The organism is Labilibaculum sp. (assembly GCF_041595635.1).
GTDB lineage: Bacteria > Bacteroidota > Bacteroidia > Bacteroidales > Marinifilaceae > Labilibaculum.
This window is the reverse complement of record NZ_JBFHJW010000075.1, coordinates 1-18449: the sequence shown is the minus strand read 5'-3', so window position 1 is coordinate 18449 and position 18449 is coordinate 1. Positions and strand designations below refer to the sequence as shown.

Here is an 18449-nt window from a genome sequence, read left to right as displayed (position 1 = left end):
GTCTCCTGGACAGACGATAGTGCAAATGGAGTTGGCGAAGCCGATGATCTTTTGCACCTGGTGGTGTTAACATCGGATGATGATGTTCAGGTTTTGCATCCAGGTGTTTTGCGTTCTGCCGAAACAGCTGACATAACCCTTACATTTAGTATGGGCTTGGTTCAGGTCTATGCTTATTTTGGCAATGCGGATGGAAGTGAATATTCTTCCGATCAGCATGAATCGGTCATGCTGACCTAAAATTCGAAAGTAAACTTTTCTTTAAGCTGCTACTGACTTTGTGGCAGCTTTTTGCTTTTTAGAGCATTAAAGTGCATAAAATGTTGCAACTATGTTGCAACCCAAGATTGTTTAATACAAAAAAGCAGCATTCTAAAATGCTGCTTTCTTTGTAAATACTGGCGGAGAGAGAGGGATTCGAACCCCCGGTACCTTGCGGTACACATGCTTTCCAAGCATGCACAATCGGCCACTCTGTCATTTCTCCAAGCGATATCCATTAGGATAATTGTGCGGCACAAAAGTAGAATAAAATGTCAGATTATAAAAGATTATGTGAGAAAATTGATCTAGAATGATGAATTAACTTTTTATTCTTAGGTGTAAATTTTCCAATTCCTTACTAATGTGATGTGTAGTCGGGACTAGCTTTAGGAACATTTTTTGTTTTAGGATATCAAAATGGTCTTTTTAGGCTGAAATTTCCCTATGGTATAGATTCTTCCTACTTTTTAGACCAACAAGATTATAAATAATTTTATGGTGTAAACAAGTGTTATTGAATCAGGACATAGAGAATCGCAATGTATTCCATTTGGAATAATTGTAGCATTCAATTTCTCTCTTTCTTCAAAATATTTTTCCTTCCTGCCCTTGTTGTACCAAAAACATAAAATTATTTTTCAAATAATTTCACTTAAGGTTTAGTGTCGGTAAATCAAGTTGATAGGTCCATGTTTTTAGGGTGGAAATTTGATTTTAGATCGACGCATATATAATGCAAAATACTTTTATAGAGTATGTACTTTGCATTGCTAGGTAAAATATTTATATTTGCTCCGGAGAAATATTAGTAATTGCTGTAAAAGCCTTAAAATATTGAGAAATAATCAAATTAAGGATTGAAATAGCAATAGAAAAATGACTCGAAGAGAATTCTGTTTATGCTTTTTCTAAAAAAAGAAAGTTTTATCTGATTGTAGTTGAGCGGTGGAATAGAAAATGGAGACTTGATTAAAAGAGAACTATTTTATCAGGTAAATGTCCAAAAAAAAATGTTGATAAATAAAATTCATCATGAACAATAATAAATCCAAAGAGTACGATGTGATCATCATTGGTGGAGGAGCTACCGGTGCAGGGACAGCACGAGATTGTGCCATGAGGGGTCTGAGTGTTTTGCTTGTAGAACGTCATGATTTTGCTACTGGTGCTACAGGAAGAAATCATGGTTTATTACATAGTGGTGCACGATATGCTGTAACCGATCATGAATCCGCTTCAGAATGTATAAAAGAGAATATGATCTTGCGGAAAATCGCAAACCATTGCGTAGAGGAGAATGATGGATTATTTTTAACTCTTCCAGAAGATGATCTGGCTTTTCAATCTCAATTTGTTACGGCCTGTTCGAGTGCCGGGATCAATGCAGAAGTTATCGATCCAGATTTAGCTCGTAGAATGGAACCATCGGCAAATCCTGATATTATAGGTGCTGTTAAAGTGCCTGATGGATCAGTAGATCCGTTCCGTTTAACTCTTTCGAATGCATTGGATGCTAAAATTCATGGAGCTGAGCTTTTGACTCAACACGAAGTTATAGGCATTGAAAAAGAGCAGGATCGGGTTGTTGGAGTTGAATTGTTTAATCACAAGCTAAAAGAAAAAGCAAAATACTACGCTAAAGTAATTGTAAATGCGGGTGGTATTTGGGGACATCATATCGCAAATCTTGCTGGAGTTACAATTAATATGTTTCCAGCTAAAGGGTCTTTACTAATTTTCGGGCATCGTGTTAATAAGATGGTTCTTAATCGATGTAGAAAGCCTGCTAATGCTGATATCCTGGTTCCAGGAGATACCATTTGTTTGATAGGAACCACTTCAGAACACATTCCTTATGATCAGATTGATAATATGTTTGTATCGAAACAGGATGTTGATGTTCTCATACGGGAAGGGGTGAAATTGTCTCCATCTTTGGCTACGACTCGTATTTTACGGGCTTATGCTGGTGTGCGCCCTTTGGTTGCTGCAGATGATGATCCGAGTGGGCGAAATATTAGTCGTGGAATTGTCCTTTTAGATCATCAAGAACGAGATGGACTTTCTGGTTTTATAACCATTACTGGAGGAAAGTTGATGACCTACCGATTGATGGCAGAAGAGGCTACTGATTTAATTTGTAAAAAATTGGCTGTTAATAAGCAATGTGAAACGGCTAAGATTGCCTTACCAGGATCTGAAAGTAGTGATCATAGTTTGAAGGATGCTTCCCAAAAAATTTATTCTAATGCTAGTATTGCTCAGAAATCAGCACTGGATCGTCATGGGTCTTTAGCACACAAAACTTCCAACGGAGGAAGTAATGATGATTCATTGGTTTGTGAGTGTGAAGGCGTTTCCATAGGAGAAGTACGATATGCTATTAATGAATTGCATGTAAATAATCTGGTCGATTTAAGACGTCGTACTCGTGTAGGCATGGGAACTTGTCAGGGTGAGTTATGTGCTTGTCGTGCTGCAGGACTTCTATGCGAATCGTCGGAGAAACCAGGAAAAGCAAAAGATGATTTGGCTAATTTTCTTCAGGAAAGATGGAAGGGAATGTTGCCAATTACCTGGGGAGAAGGGATCAATGAAGTGCAGTTTACTTCGTGGATATATGAAGGCATATACGGACTAAAACCAGACAATAATTAAGGAGAGAATTAGTATGAAATTCGATAACATTATTATAGGTGGTGGGTTAAGTGGGCTCACCTGTGGAATTAAACTGGCAGAACAAGGGCGAAAGTGCGCAATTATTTCTTCCGGTCAGAGTGCAATCCATTTTTTTTCTGGTTCTTACGATTTGCTTGGAAAGGCAAATGGAAAAGAAGTGAAAAATCCGCTTGACGGAATGAAGACTTTAGCAAAGAATCACCCATATCAGCGTGTTGGTTTGGAAAATGTTGCTCGTTTGGTCGAAGAAGCTCCGCAATTATTGAAGCGTGCTGGATTGAATTTTTCGGGTAAGGCAAATCAAAACCATTTTGTACTTACGCCCATGGGAATTATGAAGCCGACTTGGTTGACCATAGAGGATTTTACATGTTTCGATCACAAAGATTCGTTTCCCTGGGAGAAAGCTGTTATTTTAAATTTTAGTGGATTTCTTGATTTTCACACTCTTTTTATAAAGGATGGGCTTACGAAGTTTGATATAGATGCGCAGGTGAAAAATTTTGCCATGAAGGAATTTGAGGCCATACGTCGCAATCCCAGTGAAATGCGATCTACAAATATTGCCAAGGTATTCGATCAAGGCAAAGCTTTGGAAGAATTTGTTCAAAAGGTAAATGAGCTTAGCCAAGGTTTTGACGTAGTTATTCTTCCCGCGGTGTTTGGTTTATTCAACAAAGAGGTTGCTTCTGAGTTAAAATTAAAAATTAACAAGTCTGTTGTATTAGTACCTGCAATTCCTCCTTCGGTACCAGGCATCCGCAGTCAGATATTGTTGAGGAAACGATTTGAAGAATTAGGAGGGACTTATTTCTTGGGCGATAATGTAGAAGAAGGATGCATTGAGAATCAGAAATTAGTTTCCATTCAGACCAATAACCACGGGGATATAAAATTGAAAGCGGATCAGTTTATTTTGGCCAGCGGAAGTTTTTATAGTAAGGGAGTTGTGGCAGCGCGCGATAAGCTTTATGAACCAATTTTTGGGTTGGATATAGATGGAGATGTTGATAGCTCAAAATGGCTCGACGAAAAGTTTTTTGAGGATCAGCCTTATATGCATTATGGGGTTAAAACCGATAATAAATTTCGTGCGTTGCTGAAAGGGCAGCCAATAGAGAATTTATATGTAGCAGGATCGGTACTAGGAGGGGCAAATGCTCTGAAAGAAGGTAGTGGAGCTGGTATCAGTTTGTTGACATCCTTGCATGTAGCTGGACAACTTTTAAAATAAGAGGATGATGAAAAAGGAGATATTTGAACCATTCAATATAAGCGATAATAATTTTGAACAGTGTGTGAAATGTACAATTTGTACCGTTTATTGCCCTGTTCTGGAAGTAAATCCAGATTATCCTGGACCGAAGCAGTCTGGTCCCGATGGGGAGCGATTACGCCTAAAGGATCCGAGCTTTTTCGATGAATCGTTAAAATTTTGTATGAACTGCAAGCGCTGCGAGGTTGCTTGTCCTCATGGAGTAAAAATTGGGGATATCATTCAGTTGGCTCGAATTAAGCACAGTAAGAAAAAGCCTAAAGTTAGGGATATGATCCTAGCCAACACCGATATTGTAGGAACTATGGCTAGTACATTCGCCCCTATTGTGAATCCAATGGTGGCACTGAAACCTGTTCGACGTATTATGGATGGGGTTTTGAAAATTGATCATCACCGGATATTTCCCAAATATTCAGGAATGCGATTTGAGACTTGGTACAAAAGATATGCTGCAAAGAAACAGAATGATTTCAAGAAACATGTCAGCTATTTTCATGGTTGTTATGTGAATTATAATTTTCCGCAGCAGGGTAAAGATTTGATTAAGATTATGAATGCTGCTGGTTATGGTGTTCATCTTCTTGAAAAAGAAAAATGTTGTGGTGTAGCTTTAATTTCCAATGGCTTAATTAAGCAGGCTACCAAACAAGCCAAGCACAATGTAGAAGCATTCAAAAAGTCTATTGTGGGAAGAAGTATGCCTGTAATATCGACATCATCGACCTGTATATTTACCATTCGCGATGAGTATCCACATTTGTTGGGTGTGAAAAATGATGAAATTCGTGATCAGAGTGAATTAGCAACTCGTTTCTTATTTCGTCTGATCGACTCAGGAGATTTGAAATTGGTTTTTAAAGATTTTTACAAAAAGCGAATTGCTTACCATACGCCATGTCACATGGAAAAATTGGGCTGGTCGATATATTCTACCTCCCTGTTAAAAATGATTCCAGGAGTTGATTTTATGGCTTTGGAATCGCGATGTTGTGGTATTGCAGGTACTTATGGCTTTAAAAAGGAGAATTACGAAACTTCTCAGGGAGTTGGTAAGCCATTATTTGATCAGATCGAAAGTTCAAATGTAGATTTTGTGGCTACAGATTGTGAAACCTGTAAATGGCAAATAGAGATGTCAACCACTAAAAAAGTGGAGCATCCCATTTCAATTATTGCCGAAGCTTTGGATGTAGAAGCAACCATGAAATTATGGAAGAAGTAAATGATTATAGTTTAGGATTGGGCTGGTTCAAAGCATCGAACCGTTCATCGATATTTATACTTTCTGTTGTGCAAAATGCATGAACAGGACGAGAAAAAAGAAGGTTAGTTTATATTTTAGGGTCAATTGCCACAAGTACAGGATTTCAAATTCCTTAGTTGTGGCAATTTTGTATGCAGATATTTGTTATTATTTATTTTGTGAACGGTTTGCCATTTTTCAGATGCAAAACATGCTTAACACTATTAGGGATCTCCTTGGTGTAATGGCTTACATAAATTAGTGTAAGCCTGCTGTTTTCACAGATTTTATCGGTGATGAATTTGAAATTATTTTTTTGATGCGTATCCAATCCCTGGCAGGGTTCATCGAATATCAGTAAGGGTGGATTTTTTACCAGAGCACGGGCGAGTAGGCACAAACGTTGAGTGCTGGCCGATATATCTTTGAATCGTTGGTTTGCCGATTCTTCAATTTCTAACAGACGCATCCATCGTTTGGCAATTTCTGCTTTTTCAGGATTCGATTTGCGAAAGAGTCCTAAAGTATCGTAAAATCCCGATTCAATTACTTGTAAACAGGTGTTCCCATGAGGAAAATATTGAAAAAATTCAGGCGATACAAAGCCAATTTTCTTTTTAATTTCCCAGATACTCTCACCACTTCCTCTTTTCACATCAAAAAGCGAAATGTTATTGGCGTAAGCCTGTGGGTTGTCTCCATTAATCAGACTCAGTAAAGTCGATTTTCCAGCGCCATTGTGACCTAAAAGTGCCCATCGTTCACCTTGTTTAATGTTCCAGTTTACCTGATCAAGAATTACATTTTCGCCATATTTAATGCGAACATCTTTCATTTCAACGATGTTCTTGAACATTTCGGTTTTGGAACAGGCAAGAAGTTGTTGAAGTTCTTGCATGTCGAATTTTCGACAGGATTTTGATCTCATTTTCTCAGGTCGGAACTCTTTAGGAGAAAGAACTTTTGCGATTTTTCCTTCCTTCAAAACTGCAATATGAGTTATAGAATCGGGAATCTCTTCGGGCGAGCTTGCCATAACAATGCCAATGCCTGAATCGGATATTTCACCGATGAGTTGATTGAAGTTTTCTCTTGTTTCAACATCAAGACCAGTAAAAGGATTGTCTAGTAGAAGTAAAAGAGGATTTTTAAGCAAGGCTTCTGCAATAAGAAGGCGTTTGGTTTCCCCATTCGAGAGTTTAATCAGGTGTTTATTTTGTAGATCTGTTAGGTTTAATCGGGTAAGAATTCTATTGTAAGTCCAGTTTTTGGAGTCTGAGGATACTTCTGTTTTCAATAAATATTGTTTCACAGTTTGAATATCTTCTGAATCGGAAGAGTTGAATCGTTGCTGATAGTAAAAGTTATTTGTGTTTGAAAGGTTCACAAAGTTATGCTTCGGGGAAACCTGGCTGATTAGATTCTTCCAGTTAAACAAAGGGTTTTGTTCATTTTTATCCCTGGCTATTTTATCCAGTAATGGATGAGTAAATTCTCCCTGACATGGGGAAAGTTTTCCTGCTATGGCTTTTAAAAGCGCACTTTTTCCTGAACCACTTTCGCCAACTAAAGCCCATTGTTCTCCTGTTTTTATTGTAATATTAACATCTTTAAGAATGTTTTGTTGAAGAGATTTTATGCTGGTATTTTTGAAGGAAATAAGAGTTTGGTTTTTCATGCTTATTATTTTCTGAAGGCCTTAACTTTCTTGAATTTGTTTTTTTAGTTGACTTTCGGAAAATTGTTTTGGTGTTTGTCCATATTGATTCTTAAAAAGAGAGATGAAATGGGAAACATCAGAAAATCCTACCATAAAAGTAACCTCGTTTACATTAAATTGTTGTTGGATTAATAAATTTGCAGCGTGTTGTAAGCGCATATCTCTTATGTATTTGCTGGGTGTTGTGTCGAGAAGTGCTTTAAATTTTCTAAACAATTGGCTTCTACTCATACCTAGTTCAGAGCTTAAACTTTCCACTGAAAAATCAAAATCAGAAATTTTCGAACGAATTAATTCTGATACTTTATCAAGAAACATTTTGTCTAAAGGTGGAATTATAGTTTCAGCAACTTCATCAATTCTTGTTTTGTTCTTACTGATCTTTTGTTTGTATTTTTTCTTGATATTTTCACGGAATTGTAACATGTTTTCTACTTGAACTTTGAGTAAATCAATATTAAAAGGCTTTTCAATATAAGCATCGGCATGATGTTTAAAGCCTTCTAATTTTTGATCGTCAGCAGTTCTGGCAGTTAGAAGAATAACCGGAATGTGTGAAGTAATAAAGCTGGTTTTGATGGCATTACACAATTCCAAACCATTCATTTCGGGCATCATAATGTCCGATAAAATCAGATCAGGCATTTGCTCTTTGGCTTGTTCCATTCCAATTTTACCATTTGGGCATTCAATAATATTGTATTCGCTAAAGCTAGAAATCAGATATTCTCGTAAATCGTCGTGATCTTCAACAATCATTAAGGTTTCATTTTTTTCCACAACTTTGCTTTTCTGTATTGATATTGGAATTGTAGTAGGGACTTTAGTTTCATTCGCAATTTGTGGTTTGTCTAGAGTATCAGTACAAATTTCTTTTTCGTCGAAGGAATTTTTTGCGATGGGAATTACAAAAGTAAAACAACTACCTTTCTCCATTTCACTTTCTACTCCTATGCTTCCTTTATGAAGTGTAACCAGACTTTTTGTAAAGGACAATCCAATTCCTGTTCCTGTATGTTGTTGACCAGCAAAATCGGTTGTGTAAAATCGATCAAAGACTTTAAGTAATGAGTCGGCCGGTATTCCAACTCCACTGTCTTTTACTTTAAAGATGGCTTTATTTTCTTCAACACAAAGAGAAAGTTCGATGTTGCCGCCTTTGGGCGTGAATTTAATTGCATTGGAAAGAAGGTTGAATAGTATTTTATCTAAAATACTACAATCATACCAGCATTTTTTACTTTTTTGATCACTGGTAAAGTGTAATTCAATGTTTTTAGTTTGGGCTAAATAATCAAAACTATTAAATATTTCTTGTGAATCTTCGATGATATTTCCTTGCGATACTTTTAATGGAATTCGATTCTCTTCCATGCTTCTAAAATCCATTAACTGATTAATAAGACGAAGTAACCTTTGCGCATTTCTGTTCATACTAAGAAGACGCGATTTTAGTTTTTGATCTTGAATGTCGTAATGAATAATCTTTTCTAATGGGGCACTTATAAGTGTAAGTGGGGTTCTTAACTCATGTGAAATATTGGTGAAAAATTTCAATCGATTTTTATCTGTTTCTTCAATTCTATGTTTTTCTAGAATTTCGGCTTTCAATTTATTTTCATGATTTGTGCGGTAAGTAATAATGGCTGTAAATAGAAAAAGGAGTCCAATCAGAAGAATAAAGTAAATGACTATGGCTGTTTTGCTTTTCCAGAATGGAGGCCATACAATAATTTCAACAGATGCTCCTTTTTTGTTCCATAAGCCATCATTATTGGAAGCAATCACTTTAAAAACGTAATCTCCGGCAGGCAAATGAGTATAGGTGGCAATTCTGCTGTGTTTGGCATCCTTCCAATTGTCATCGTATCCTTCTAGCTTGTATCGGTATTGGTTATTTTCAGGCGATGTATAATTGATGCCAATAAATTCAAAAGAGAAGGAGGATTGCTCGTAGCTTAACTCCAATTTTTTGGTCAAACTAATGTGTTTGCTCAATGGTGAATTTGGAGCTCCTATTTTTACAGGTTCATTCAAAACCTGCATTTCGGTAATTATTACATTCGGAATGTTTGGATTGTCTTTTATCGAATCGGGATGAAAAATATTAAAGCCATTGGTACCCGAGAACAGAAGCTTTCCATCTTTGGTTTTTAGAGAAACAAATTCTTCAAAAACATTGGATTGCAGTCCATCGTGTTTGTCGTAGTTTTTGAAGGTATTCTCATTGGCCGATAATTTCGAAATGCCACCTTTTGTACTTACCCATACGTTATTGTTATCGTCGATTACGAGGGCACAAATGTTATCATTATTCAATCCATTTTTTACGGTGTAAAACTTGGTTTTTTTTGATTTAGGCTTGTGTTGAATCAATCCTTTATTGCTTGCAAACCATAAAGTTCCGTTACGATCTTGAGCAATGTCATTGATGCGGGTTTTTTTATCCAGCGGTAAGTTGAAATCAGTAAGTGGGTAATTTTCCACCTGCTTAGTTGTTTTGTTGTATTTGTATACACCATTGGACCATGTCCCAATTAGAACGTTTTCCCCCAGGTCGAGAAAACATCTGGCGTAGGTAGCATTTGTTACATGTGAGAATTGCTCTGTGTTTGGATCGTAAATATCCGTATAGGAATTGTTTCCTATCCATATTTTACCATCGAAATCTTTATATATGGCGTATACATTATTATCGGAGATGGAATTCCCTGATTGATTTGCTTTGGAAAACTGGGAAAAGATATTTTCTTTTTTATAATAAGTGAAAATACCACTGCCAAATGTACCCACTAATAATTTACCGGCTTCCAGTTCATTAATTGCAATTACAATATCATTATTAATCCAGTTTTGTTTCGATTTGTCTGCTTTATGATTTTCAAAAAGTCCTTCTTTCGAATTGAATTTGCTGATTCCACCACCTTCTTTTGTGCCAACCCACAATTCTCCATCCGAATCTTCAAACAAAGCTCTAACGCAGTTGCTTAGCAATCCACTTTTGGTATAATTAAAATGATAATGATCAAATAGCTTTCTGTTTTTATCAATAAAATTGAGACCATTATTATAGCTACCAATCCAAACGTTACCAAATTTATCGGTGTACATTACATTTGGAGTTTTACTTTGCAAGCCTTTGGGATTATAAAGGTCGGGTTGCAGAAAATCAGATTCTCCGGTGCTTTGGTTAAGTATCATAACACCTAAATCTTTTATTCCGGCCAGAATAACGTCATTGTTATAGGAGGTTATGGTCGAAATCCAATTGTATTCTGTCGTTTCCATTACAGGTTCGAAGTACTTGGAAATACTGTCGTTTACACAGATATATATGGAATTGCTCTGCTTACTTCCAATCCACAATGTGTTTTTAGAATCTACATATAAAGTGGTGATATGAAGCGGATCTCCATTTTTTAAGCGGTATTTAATTTCATGATAGGAATCTGATTCCGGAAGGTAATAGTAGAGTCCATTTTCTGAACCGAACCACAGACGCTGATTTTTGTCTTCGCAAATGGCTGTCAGATTTTTTGGGACCGATTTATTGATCTTTGAAACATTCACAAATTTGTCTTCTTTGGGGAGGTAGGTGAATAAACCTTCACTAAATCCCTTGTTAAATCCTTCTACCCAAATGTTTCCATGACTATCAACACAAACCGATCCTCGGGCAAAAGGGCTGTAGGTAGAATTAGTGGTGGTGAATGTTCCGTAGTTTTTGAACTGATAAGAGGTTTTATCGAATTTAGATATTCCAGTTGAAGTTACCAACCAAAGGCAATTGCGTGTGGAATCTTCAGCTATGGAGGAAATAAAATTATCAGCAAAAGCACTACTGTCCGAAGGTATATTTTCAAAACTGTCGAATGAATATCCGTTAAAACGACACAAACCATCAGCTGTACCGATCCATATGAAGCCGTCCTGATCCTGGATGATGGAGTTTACCCAGTTGGAAATTAGGCCGTTCTCGTAATTGTAATGTTTGAAGGGGATTGAATTGTTGCCAATTACAGATAAAAACGAAAGAAATATACATCCTAAAAATAGCAAGATAGCTTTTTTATTCATATTGGGTCGATTTGGTCAGGTTATGCGGTTATTGGGTCAATAGAACTGCTATTTTATTCCGATGTATCCCGAGGGCCGCAGCTTCATCAAAAATAGGTAAATGCTTTTGTAAAAAAAAGCAGTCGCGTAAATGCTTGTTGTTTTGTTGTTATTTTTATTGATTATATCAAAGACAAGCAAATAGTAAGAAATTTTATTTCTTTTTGTTAATTAAGTAGATTCCTCAACTTTCTTAATTCTGTTGATTTTGTAATTGTGAAAGCGATTGTTTTTCGATCTCTTTTTGAGAGAGGACTATTTGTCTATTTGGATTCATATTAGTAGAAAAACGAATAAGTCTTAGCCTAGTTTAATATCTAATTTTGATGATTTAGCATTTATTTTTAAAGATTATTGAAAGAAAATGATATTTTTTTTGTCGAAAAACAGGGAAATTACTCAATCTTTAAAATAATGCAAAACACTGGCGTTCAAGCGTTAGCGCTTTATATGCAACGAGAATCCTATAATTTGAAACGTATTTCCTATTGAATTGAATAATGTATGAATAGTTTTATTGCATGAAAATATTCATGAAGAACAAGCTTAAGGCAATAAGTAAAAACAAGTACACCACATATATTTATATGGTTGTTATTGCTCTTTATATTTGCTTGATGATTTACTTGTTTTTTGATTAATGAAATAAAATCCATTTGAGTATGGGGTGATTTATAATAATGAATAACTTTTTTTTTTGTTGTTTTTAGGAAACGTTTTCGAAAAATGAATTTTTATTATTAATAGTAAGCTTTACGAAATGAAAAAGAATTTAATTATAGAGTATAAAGAGCTTCAGAATGAGGTGTTATGTTTGAATAAAAAGAAACGAGAAATGCTGCAAACATTTCTCGTAAAATAATATCTAATCAAGGATATTATCATTATAATAATAACTTATACATCTTACAAATTTATGAAAAAAAAATCGTTTTTAAGGTATTTTACCTTTGGAGGTGGTTTAAAATGCTTCAGTCTTTTGTTTGTTCTGGTTTTGTTCCAGATCTCGGCAAATGCGAATCATTATTCCCCAACTAACGAAAATGGTAATTTTGATTCAGCTACCCAGCAAAACAAAAAAATTACCGGTAAAGTGTTTGATCACAATGGACAAACTCTTCCAGGAGTTTCGGTTATTGTAAAAGGAACTACATTAGGAACCATTACGACAATTGATGGTGATTTTTCTATTACAGTACCTTCAGATGCTACAATTTTATTGTTATCCTTTGTTGGAATGACGGATATAGAGTTGGATATCACGAAACAAGATTCATTCAAAGTGATTATGGAAGAAGGTTCCATTGGTTTGGAGGAGTTAGTTGTTGTGGGGTACGGTGTACAGAAAAAAGCAACCTTAACCGGTGCTATTGATCAGGTAGATTCAGATGCCTTTAATGATAAGGCTACAGCTAGCCCTGCTTTGGCTTTACAAGGACAAACTCCAGGTTTAGTTGTTACCCGGAGTTCATCTCGACCAGGAAATGAGGAGTTTGATTTTACAATTCGTGGAGCAACTTCTGTAAATGGTGGTGATCCTCTTATTGTAATTGACGGGGTACCTGCCATTAGCGATCAGGCTTTTTTAAACATGAGCTCAGATGATATTGCGTCTGTGAGTGTGCTAAAAGATGGTGCTGCATCTATATATGGAGCCCGTGCTGCCAATGGTGTTATATTGGTAACAACTAAGAAGGGGAAAGGTGCCATGAAGGTTAACTTTACCAGTAATATTAGTGTTCAAACCATTGGGATTCGTCCTACATCTCCTACCATGGGTGAATATGCTACCGTTTTTCTTGAGGCTGCGGAGCAGGATGGTATCTATGCGAACTATTGGAACTGGTATACTGAAGATAACCTAGTGGCTATGCAAGCAAATACAGCACAGTATTATAATACTGCATGGGGAGATATTTGGATGGCTAATGCTCCTCGTTTTGATGAAATGTATGGCTCATCAGTATCGAACCAACAAAATGTTAGTATTTCAGGCTCCTCAGACAAAACCAATTATCGTTTTTCTGCAGGTTATTCAGAGAATAGAGGTATGTTGAAGACTGCATACGATGGTCAAAAACAATATAATGCTCGATTTAATTACGATTATAAATTGACAGATTGGTTTAAAATTGAGAGTGGATTTTCGTATTTGAATACGATTACCAATAATCCATCAACAGGTTTTGGTAGTTGGTCAATTGATCAGGATCCTCCAATTTTCCCTTCTAAAACTCCTGATGGACTTTGGTATGGAAACTTTGGAGCAGCAGCGGGAAATAAAAATACAGTTGCGGCCACTTCCGAAGGAGGAAAAGAAAACATTGCTCGCGATCAGGTTCGCCTAAATGTTGCTGCCACAATAGATATCACCAATGACTTGTCGGTAAGAGGTACTGCTTCGTTTGAGAAAGAATTTCTTGATACTGATATTTATACCTTAGAGGTACTTACCTACGGATGGGATGGAACTCTGGCTAGTACTTCAATAAATAGTTCACCCTATGTGAGTGCGGAAAATGAAACAAAAACGTATAAAACTTTTGGTGGATTTGTAGACTATAAAAAAGAATTGGGCGACCATTCTTTTTCAGCAATGGCTGGTGTAACTGGTGAATTATATGAATACAGCAGACTTTATGGTTATCGTTCGGGGCTTGATGATTATGGTGTGTACGACCTCGATATTGCTTCACAAGAGTCAAGTGAACAGAATGAAGGAGGGTCAAATCATTGGGGGCTTTACTCATATTTAGGTAGGGCTAACTACAGTTATAAAAATAAATATTTGTTAGAAGGTACTTTTCGTAGAGATGGATCTTCGAAAATGAGTGACGAGAACCAGTGGGCAAATTTCTCTTATGGTTCGTTAGGTTGGATTATTAGTGAAGAGGATTTTATGCAATCTTTAGATTTTGTTTCATTTTTGAAATTTCGTGCCAGTTATGGTGTAACAGGGAACCAGGAGGGCATAGATACTTATTCTGACATATCAGAGATGGGGTTTTCGTCTGTATCTTTTGGAACAACAAATGCCGCAGCACAGGATGCTTCTTATGTTGATGGGATGACAACAACTTCAACAACCTGGGAACGTGTGAAAAATACAACCATTGGTGTTGATTTTAGTGTATTCGACAATAAACTATATGGATCGTTCGACTATTTTTGGAAGAAGAACGACGGTATGCTTGTCGAAGTTGAATATCCTAGTGTACTTGGAGACACTGCACCAGAGACCAATAGTGGAGTGCTTAAGGTTGATGGATGGGAGCTAACTCTTGGTTATCGTGGAGAGGTTGGAAAACTTAAGTATAATGTTTCCTGTAATATTGGCGATTCTAGAAACAAACTGGTTAGTATGGAAGGCGTTAATACTTATTCTGCCGGCCTGAATGAAAACGTGGAAGGTTATGCTCTAAATTCTTACTTTTTATATAAAACGGACGGTTTCTTGGTAGACGATAATGCAGTTGAGGATTATTATGATTCGAGTGATGGAACTGGCGGTAACATGCCTGACTATGATGATGGCTCTAAAAAACTTCGGGTTGGAGATACAAAAAAGGTTGATTTAGATGGCGATGGTGCAATTACCAGTTCTGGTACTACAACAGATAAAGATGGTGATGTGAAATGTATGGGTGACAGTCAGGCACATTATAATTTTGGAATCAACGTTAATTTGCATTACGGAAACTGGGATATGTCTACATTCTTTCAAGGAGTTTTAAGCCAAAATGTTGTAAGGACTGGTAAAATGGCATATCCATTTTCTAAGAAATGGTCAAATCAAACAAATGCATATATTGGCAAAACCTGGACAGAAGAAAATACAAGTGCTGATTATCCAAGGATGACATTCGATCCTACCAGGTCGACATGGAACTGGGCGAACAACGATTTCATGATGCAGAACAGTCGATATATTCGATTGAAGTCGCTTGTAGTAGGTTATACATTTAAAGATATTGATGTAAAAGGCGTTAATTTCGATAAGCTTAGAATTTATTTCTCAGGAAATGATTTATTTGAATTTACCAGTATTAAGGATGGTTATGACCCAGAGTTTGGTGAGAGTTCTAGTTCATCTTATCCTTTTGCCAGATCATGGTCTATGGGTGTTAACCTAACATTCTAAAAATTCTAAGTATTTATTGTTCTCTTGGAAATTCAATAAAAAAACTACAAAGATGAAAAAAATATTATTTATATTATTAGCATGTGCGATGGTGCTTACAGCATGTCAGGAGACATATTTAGATTTAGATCCTGAGGATTCCGTTACGGAAGCTGCATATTATACAACTGCTGCTCAATTTAAAGCAGCTTCAAATTACTTATATCTTGGTTTAGGAGGTTGGAGAACGCTCTGGGGTGGAGTGGAATACTTTGATTTTGGAACTGATTTAACTGGACTCGCACAGTCTTATGGACGAGGTGATGATGAAGTTCCGGAATCGGATGATTTCTGGGACGATACTTATGAATATATACGAGATGCGAATACAATTCTCGAAAAGGCTGAAGAATATGACGGTGACGCAAGCGATATTGAAGAGTATGTGGCTGCTACCTATTTTTTTAGAGCTTATCATCATTTTTTCCTATTACAGCGTTATGGTGGAGTACCTATTGTAACAGAAGTTCTGGATGTTGACAGTGATGTTTTATCTTCAGCTCGAAATTCTCGTTATGAAGTATTTGCACAAGTACTTGCGGATTTGGATCTGGCCATTGCAGATTTGCCAACTGAAGATGAAATAGCTACTGCAGATAAAGGTAAGATTAGTAAATATGCAGCTGAGGCTTTTAAAGCGAAGGCTTTACTTTTTGAGGGCACATGGGAAGAAAATGTTGGAACCACTACAGATGGAGATGGTGTTTCTAATGGAGCCGGGCTTACTGTCCCTGCTGACTATATGTCTACGACAGAAATGTTGACAATGGCAAATGCTTTAGCTAAAGACGTAATGGACAATGGAGGTTACAGCCTTTGGAATCACAATGATGATTTGGATAATTTAAGTAATCTATATCTCTTCGATTTGGAAGATGCAGGCTCTAATCCCGCCGGTTTAGAGAAAGCCTCTAATAATGAGTTTATTCTTTATCAAAAATTTGATTATGATCTATATCAAGGGAGCGAGATAATTTCACACGTAATGTATGGCCGTGGTGCACCATCTCGTAAATTTATGGATATGTTTTTATGCCTTGATGGAAAAACAATTTTCGATTCAGATGACTTCCAAGGCTATGCAACATGTGCAACGGAATTTGAAAATCGCGATTATCGTATGAGATCTTATTTTGCCGATGTTGATGTTGATGTCTGGGATATCTTTTCTGCCGGTACTTTAATTTTACCTGGAGCAAGTGATGGAGGCGGAGTTGGTTGGAAAAACAGAAAGTTTTATTCTTACAACTATGGAACCTATAGATCTGGAGAAGAAGAATCATTCGACTATCCAATAATTCGTTTGGCAGAAGTTTATTTAATATATGCAGAAACATTGTATGAATTGAATGGTAGCTTAACTGATGCTCAGATGGAAGAATCCATTAATCTGGTTAAAGAACGTGCAGGGCTGCCTGGTATTACTAATGCCACTTTAGCTGAAAATGGTATGGATATTTATGAGGAGATTTTGAGAGAACGTGCCGTTGAGCTTTATTTAGAGAATAGCCGTTATCTTGATCTGAAACGATTGGGATTAGCTGAGGATGCACTTAGTGAATCTATTTGTGGTCCTATCGTAGAAGGAACTGAATATGAAGATGATTTAGATTTATATGATCCTGACGACTATATTTATGGTTGTGAAGCAATTGAAACACCACTTGGATTACTTGATGCAGTAATTGTTGATCCTTCTTCTATTCGTAATTTTGAAAGAACACATTACTTATTCCCACTTCCTATTGATCAATTGGATTTGAATGAAAATCTATTGCAGAATCCTGGTTATTAATTTGTGAAATCATAGAATTAATAAAAATTATAAAAAAGTCAGCAGATTGATCTTTATTGATGCTGCTGGCTTTTTTTAATGTATCACTAAGTATTGTTGTATATGCAACATATGGATCTTGGTCTGTGAAGCATATAAACAATTAATTAAGAGTAGAAATAAAGTTTAACATTTTGAGAAGGAATTTTTTCTTGTCAAAGCCTTTGTTAACATCAAATAATAGCAATTAATGAAGAGGACGAACACTTTGATAACAGCTTTTTTAATCTTACTTACAACTGTTTCATGTTCTAATGAGAAGAAAGCGATAGAAAAACTAGATACTCAGAGAATGTTGGAGTATTGTGTGGATAAAGCACAAGAAACAATGAAGGGTTTAAATGATGTTGACAGTTTACCCAGGAATATTTACCCTGGACAAAAGGAATGGAATAAAGTTGGAAAAATGGATTGGACTTGCGGGTTCTGGCCAGGAGTACTTTGGTATGCTTATGAAGCATCCAATGATTCTACCATTCTAAAAAAAGCACAAGATTTTACAAATCCATTGCATGGGGTTCTTGATGTTCCTGTGGACAATCACGATTTAGGTTTTATGTTGTATTGTAGTTTCGGAAATGGATATCGCCTTACGCAGGATTCAGCTTATCATGATATTATATTGGAAGCAGCCGATTCTTTGTCAACCCTATACAACCCAAAGGTAGGAACTATTCTTTCCTGGCCTGCTATGCGAGAAAAAATGAATTGGCCTCACAATACGATCATTGATAATATGATCAATCTAGAACTTTTGTTTTGGGCTTCGAAAAATGGTGGTGATGAGTCTTTGTACGATATGGCTGTGAAACACGCCGAAACTTGCATGACTACACTTGTTCGCCCCGATTTTACTACCTACCATGTTGCTGTTTTCGATACCATCGACGGACATTTTATAAAAGGAGTTACCCATCAGGGATATGCTGATGATTCGCAATGGGCCAGAGGTCAGGGATGGGGAATTTATGGTTACACCATGTGCTATCGCGAAACTGGAAAAGTGAAATTTTTAGAAACTGCTAAAAAATTGGCCGATGTATTCATCAATCGTTTATCGGAAGATCAAATGCCATACTGGGATTTCGACGATCCATCAATTCCTAATGCACCAAAAGATGCTTCGGCAGCTGC

Annotated in this window: 9 protein-coding genes and 1 tRNA gene; 7 read left to right on the top strand and 3 right to left on the bottom strand. The window is 36.5% G+C overall.

Going from position 1 to position 18449, the window contains the following annotated elements; translation table 11 throughout:
• Window positions 1–240 (top strand): hypothetical protein (locus ABYT26_RS15655; RefSeq protein ID WP_372755594.1); only part of this gene is annotated, 240 nt, incomplete at its 5' end.
• A 159-nt stretch (window positions 241–399) separates the two neighbouring features.
• Here ABYT26_RS15655 and ABYT26_RS15650 read toward each other — a convergent pair.
• Window positions 400–487: transfer RNA gene (locus ABYT26_RS15650), tRNA-Ser, on the bottom strand.
• Window positions 488–1296: 809 nt separating this feature from the next.
• Between ABYT26_RS15650 and glpA the strand changes: the two genes are divergently transcribed.
• The 3 genes from glpA to glpC are packed head-to-tail and all read left to right on the top strand — an operon-like array spanning window position 1297 to window position 5444.
• Entirely contained in the window at window positions 1297–2922 is a 1626-nt protein-coding gene (gene glpA / locus ABYT26_RS15645; RefSeq protein WP_372755592.1) for an anaerobic glycerol-3-phosphate dehydrogenase subunit A, read from the top strand.
• Window positions 2923–2935: 13 nt separating this feature from the next.
• Window positions 2936–4177, top strand: a complete 1242-nt coding sequence (gene glpB, locus ABYT26_RS15640; RefSeq protein WP_372755590.1) for an anaerobic glycerol-3-phosphate dehydrogenase subunit GlpB — start codon at window positions 2936–2938, stop codon at window positions 4175–4177.
• A 7-nt stretch (window positions 4178–4184) separates the two neighbouring features.
• Window positions 4185–5444: an anaerobic glycerol-3-phosphate dehydrogenase subunit GlpC gene (glpC, locus tag ABYT26_RS15635; RefSeq protein WP_372755588.1), complete on the top strand. Its 1260-nt coding sequence runs from the start codon at window positions 4185–4187 to the stop codon at window positions 5442–5444.
• Window positions 5445–5637: 193 nt separating this feature from the next.
• Here the strand turns inward: glpC and ABYT26_RS15630 are convergent, their stop codons facing one another.
• Both ABYT26_RS15630 and ABYT26_RS15625 read right to left on the bottom strand, forming a co-directional pair.
• Window positions 5638–7143, bottom strand: coding sequence for an ATP-binding cassette domain-containing protein (locus ABYT26_RS15630; protein WP_372755586.1), 1506 nt, complete (start codon window positions 7141–7143; stop codon window positions 5638–5640).
• A 21-nt stretch (window positions 7144–7164) separates the two neighbouring features.
• A complete protein-coding gene (locus ABYT26_RS15625) occupies window positions 7165–11262 on the bottom strand; it encodes a two-component regulator propeller domain-containing protein (protein ID WP_372755584.1) in 4098 nt (1365 codons plus the stop codon).
• A gap of 955 nt (window positions 11263–12217) precedes the next feature.
• Between ABYT26_RS15625 and ABYT26_RS15620 the strand changes: the two genes are divergently transcribed.
• From ABYT26_RS15620 to ABYT26_RS15610, 3 genes are all read left to right on the top strand, one after another.
• The gene (locus ABYT26_RS15620; RefSeq protein WP_372755582.1) at window positions 12218–15442 is read left to right on the top strand and encodes a SusC/RagA family TonB-linked outer membrane protein; all 3225 of its coding nucleotides are present in this window, start codon (window positions 12218–12220) and stop codon (window positions 15440–15442) included.
• Window positions 15443–15530: 88 nt separating this feature from the next.
• On the top strand, window positions 15531–17276 hold the full coding sequence (locus tag ABYT26_RS15615; protein WP_372755580.1) for a RagB/SusD family nutrient uptake outer membrane protein: 1746 nt from the start codon (window positions 15531–15533) through the stop codon (window positions 17274–17276).
• A gap of 229 nt (window positions 17277–17505) precedes the next feature.
• Window positions 17506–18449 (top strand): glycoside hydrolase family 88 protein (locus tag ABYT26_RS15610; RefSeq protein WP_372755578.1); only part of this gene is annotated, 944 nt, incomplete at its 3' end.

What these genes read in the sequence shown, in the direction of transcription:
- glpC (WP_372755588.1), top strand. Translation starts at nt 4,185, where the DNA reads ATGAAAAAGGAGATATTTGAACCATTCAATATAAGCGATAATAATTTT.
- glpB (WP_372755590.1), top strand. Translation starts at nt 2,936, where the DNA reads ATGAAATTCGATAACATTATTATAGGTGGTGGGTTAAGTGGGCTCACC.
- ABYT26_RS15630 (WP_372755586.1), bottom strand. Translation starts at nt 7,143, where the DNA reads ATGAAAAACCAAACTCTTATTTCCTTCAAAAATACCAGCATAAAATCT.
- glpA (WP_372755592.1), top strand. Translation starts at nt 1,297, where the DNA reads ATGAACAATAATAAATCCAAAGAGTACGATGTGATCATCATTGGTGGA.
- ABYT26_RS15615 (WP_372755580.1), top strand. Translation starts at nt 15,531, where the DNA reads ATGGTGCTTACAGCATGTCAGGAGACATATTTAGATTTAGATCCTGAG.
- ABYT26_RS15625 (WP_372755584.1), bottom strand. Translation starts at nt 11,262, where the DNA reads ATGAATAAAAAAGCTATCTTGCTATTTTTAGGATGTATATTTCTTTCG.
- ABYT26_RS15620 (WP_372755582.1), top strand. Translation starts at nt 12,218, where the DNA reads ATGAAAAAAAAATCGTTTTTAAGGTATTTTACCTTTGGAGGTGGTTTA.